General features: G+C 68.7%; 3 protein-coding genes. All 3 read right to left on the bottom strand.

Annotated features, from left to right (window positions below; translation table 11 throughout):
* Positions 1–1222: NADH-quinone oxidoreductase subunit NuoN (nuoN, locus tag JWQ91_RS08255; protein WP_297782384.1), on the bottom strand; the 1222-nt coding region annotated here is incomplete at its 3' end.
* On the bottom strand, positions 1222–2772 hold the full coding sequence (locus tag JWQ91_RS08250; protein WP_297782383.1) for an NADH-quinone oxidoreductase subunit M: 1551 nt from the start codon (positions 2770–2772) through the stop codon (positions 1222–1224). The genes JWQ91_RS08250 and nuoN, both read right to left, overlap by 1 nt.
* A partial coding sequence (locus JWQ91_RS08245) for an NADH-quinone oxidoreductase subunit L (RefSeq protein WP_297782382.1) occupies positions 2769–4084 on the bottom strand: 1316 nt, incomplete at its 5' end. The genes JWQ91_RS08245 and JWQ91_RS08250, both read right to left, overlap by 4 nt.

Below are 4084 nucleotides of genomic sequence, written 5' to 3'. Positions count from 1 at the left end.
TCACGACCGCGAACGCGCCGATCGACGAGATGCCGTAGACCGTGAGGTAGAACAGGATGCTCGACACCGACGTGATGCGGTCCTCGCCACGGACGCCGGCGTACGCCCCGACGAAGCCGACCAGCAGGAATCCGGCGTGGGCGATCGATGAGTACGCCAGCATGCGCTTGACGTCGGTCTGCGAGATCGAGACGACCGCACCGAGGAACATCGTGATGACCGCGATGATGACGATCGTCGGGCGCCAGTCCCACGACGACCCGCCGAACGCCACGAAGAAGACCCGCAGGAGCGCGAGGAATGCCGCGGCCTTGGTGCCCGCCGCCATGAACGCCGTGACGGCGGTCGGCGCGCCCTGGTAAACGTCGGGCGTCCACGTGTGGAACGGCGCCGCGCCGATCTTGAACAGCAGGCCGACCGCCATCAGGGCGATCGACGCCAGCAGCAGGTTCTCGCTGCCGATCCGGTTGGAGACCGCGGTGTCGATCGCGGAGAGCTCGAAGCTGCCGGCGTAGCCGTAGGCCAGCGCGATGCCGTAGAGGAAGAACACCGACGAGAACGCGCCGAGCAGGAAGTACTTGAGCGCGGCCTCCTGGCTGAGCAGGCGACGCCGGCGCGCCAGGCCGCACAGCAGGTAGAGCGGCAGCGACAGGACCTCGAGCGCGACGAACATCGTCAGCAGGTCGTTGGAGGTCGCGAACAGCATCATCCCGACCAGCGCGAACAGCGCGAGCGGGAACACCTCGGTGTGCTCGACGCGGTGCTTGACCGCCTCGGCCTCGGCCGCCGAGCCCGGGGCGTCGGCGGCGCGGCCGGTGAACGTGCTGAGCCCGCCCTCGAGCCGGCGCTCGGCGAACAGCAGCATGCTCATGAGGCCGAAGACCAGCAGGATCCCCCACGTGAAGATGCCGGGCCCGTCGATCGAGAGCGCGCCCTCGGCGGCGACCTGGCCGCGCGCGAGCAGCGGGGTGTCGAGCGTGTCGAGGTCGGTGTAGACCCAGACCGTGTCGGCGAACGCCGCCACGATGCCGACGATCGCGAGGACCGCCTGGACCGTGAAGCGCGACGCCCGCGGCCAGAACGCCTCCACGATGACGCCGAGCACCGCGACGCCGGCGATGATGAACAGCGGGCCGAGCAGCGAGTACTCGATGTCCGGCGCCGTGATGGGCGGCAGGTCCGTGGCCGATGCCAGGCTCGTGGGAAGAGCGGTCGTGAGCATCAGTGCCCCCCTTCCTCGGTGCTGCTGGACGGAACGTCGATCTGGGTCGTGGTCTTGGGCGAGGGATCGCCCTTGCCGATCTGGCTCACGACCTCGTCGATCGCCGGGTTGATCGCGTTGAGCAGCGGCTGCGGGAAGAAGCCCAGGCCGATGATCAGCATGATCGCGGGAGTCAGCGCCGCGATCTCGCGCGGCTCGAGGTCCGTCACGCCCTCGTTGCCCGGCTGCAGCGGCCCGGTCATGGTGCGTTGGTACATGATCAGGATGTAGAGCGCCGCCAGCACGATGCCGAGCGTCGCCACGGCGGCTGCGGGGATCGACCGGGTGAACGTGCCGGACAGCACCAGGAACTCCGACACGAACGGGGCCAGGCCCGGCAGCGACAGGCTCGACAGGCCCGCGATCAGCAGGACCCCCGACAGGATCGGCGCGATCTTCTGGACCCCGCCGAAGTCGGAGATCCGGGCCGAGCCACGCCGCGCGATCATGACGCCGGTGACGAGGAACAACGCGGCCGTCGAGAGCCCGTGGTTGAACATGTAGAGCGTCGAGCCGGCCATCGACGTCGTCGTGAACGCGAAGATGCCGAGGATGATGAAGCCGAAGTGCGACACCGAGGTGAACGCGACGAGCCGGCGGATGTCGTCCTGGCCGATCGCGAGCAGCGCGCCGTAGACGATGCTGATGACCGCCAGGACGATGACGACCGGGCTGGCCCAGTCCGAGGCCCCGGGGAACAGCCCCAGGCACCAGCGGATCATGCCGAACGTGCCGATCTTGTCCACGACGCTGACCATCAGCACCGCGGTGCCGGGGGTCGACTCCTTCGCCGCGTCCGGCAGCCACGTGTGCAGCGGCCACAGCGGCGCCTTGATCGCGAACGCCGCGAAGAAGCCGAGGAACAGGAGCCGCTCGGCGTTGGTGCTGAAGTCGAGGTCCTGCAGGTCGCTCAGCAGGTACGACGGATCGCCCTGCCGCGAGCTGATGACGTACAGCCCGACGATCGAGGCCAGCATCAGCAGGCCGCCGACGAGGTTGTAGATCAGGAACTTGACCGCGGCGTACGACCGGTTGGGCCCGCCGAAGCTGCCGATCAGGAAGTACAGCGGGATCAGCGTCGCCTCGAACAGGACGTAGAACAAGAACGCGTCGGTCGCCGCGAAGGCGCCGATCGCGAGGCCCTCGACGGCGAGCATCCAGGCGAAGTACGCATTGATGTTGCGGGGGTCCGGCAGCCGGTCACCGAACGCCGCGAGGATCACGATCGGGGCGAGGATCGTGGTCAGCAGGATCAGCGTGATGCCGATCCCGTTGACGCCGACCGCGTAGTGGGCGCCGAAGATGCCGATCCACTCGTGGGTCGACGTCATCTGGTAGCCGCCGACCTCGGTGTCGAACTTCGCGAGCACGACGAGCGACAGCGCCAGCGTGATCAGCGAGACGCCGAGGGCCACGGTCTTGGCCAGGTGGTGGGGGGCGGACTGTCGCGGCAGGAACGCGAGGAGCAGTGCTCCCGCGATCGGAGTCGCGGCGAGGATCGACAGGATCATGCGAGGGTCACCGCCAGGAGGGCAAGGACGAGGATGGCGACGCCACCGAACATCGTGAGTGCGTACGAACGGACGAAGCCGGTCTGCGGCTTGCGGAGGAACTGCGAGGTGTCACCGAGCCGGTCGGCCAGCCCGGTCACGAAGCCGTCGATGCCCATGCCGTCGAGCCAGACCAGGAACCGGGTGAGGTGCCGGGTCGGGCGGACGACGACGGCGTCGTTGAGCTCGTTGCCGTAGAGCTCGTGCCGGCCGGCCCGGGCGAACGCCGACACCGAGCTGTCGGCGGGCGTCTCGGCGGCGATCGGCTCACGCCGGTAGAAGACCACGGCTGCGGCGACGCCGAGGGCGACGACCACGACGATGATCAGGGTCAGCAGGATGACCGGGATCCCGAGCTCGTGGTGCTCGGCCGTGCCTGTGACGGGCTCGAGCCACTCCTCGATCCAGTCCCCCAGCGCGAGGATGCCGCCGACCGCGGAGAGCGCGGCGAGGGCGACCAGCGGGATCGTCATGACCTTGGGCGACTCATGCGGGCTCGCTGCGCTCGCCCAGCGTCGGTCACTGAGGAAGGTCATGATCATGAGGCGGGTCATGTAGAACGCCGTGACGCCGGCGCCGATCAGCGTGCCGAGCCCGACCCAGAAGTTCTGGCCGAACGCCGCCTCGATGATGTGGTCCTTGGACCAGAAGCCCGCGAACGGCGGGACGCCGATGATCGCGAGGTAGCCGATCGCGAACGTCGCGAACGTCACCGGCATGAGCTTCTGCAGCCCGCCGTAGTGCCGCATGTTGACGTCGTCGTCCATGCCGTGCATGACCGAGCCGGCACCGAGGAACATGTTGGCCTTGAAGAAGCCGTGCGTGATGAGGTGGAAGATCGCGAACGCGTAGCCGGCGGGACCCAGGCCCGCGGCGAGCATCATGTAGCCGATCTGGCTCATCGTGGAGCCGGCGAGCGCCTTCTTGATGTCGTCCTTGGCGCAGCCGATCCAGGCGCCGGCGAGCAGCGTGACCAGGCCGACGACGATGACCGCGGTGCGCGCGGTCTCCGACGCGTCGAAGATGCCGTGGCTGCGCACGACGAGATAGACGCCTGCGGTGACCATCGTGGCGGCGTGGATCAGCGCGGAGACGGGGGTCGGGCCCTCCATCGCGTCGAGCAGCCAGCTCTGCAGCGGCACCTGCGCGGACTTGCCGCACGCCCCCAGCAGGAGCAGCAGGCCGAGCGCCGTGGTCGCCGCGTCGGTGGCACCGGGGACGGTGTCGTTGACGACCTCGATCGCCGAGGTGCCGAACTGCGCGAACATCAGCA

Origin of the sequence: Aeromicrobium sp., assembly GCF_025965075.1 — a bacterium.
Taxonomy (GTDB): Bacteria; Actinomycetota; Actinomycetes; order Propionibacteriales; family Nocardioidaceae; genus Aeromicrobium.
Note: the sequence above shows the minus strand (reverse complement) of the source record. Positions and strands in the feature narration are given on the sequence as shown.

Coding starts and splice junctions, on each gene's coding strand:
- JWQ91_RS08250 (WP_297782383.1), bottom strand. CDS start 2,772: ATGATCCTGTCGATCCTCGCCGCGACTCCGATCGCGGGAGCACTGCTC.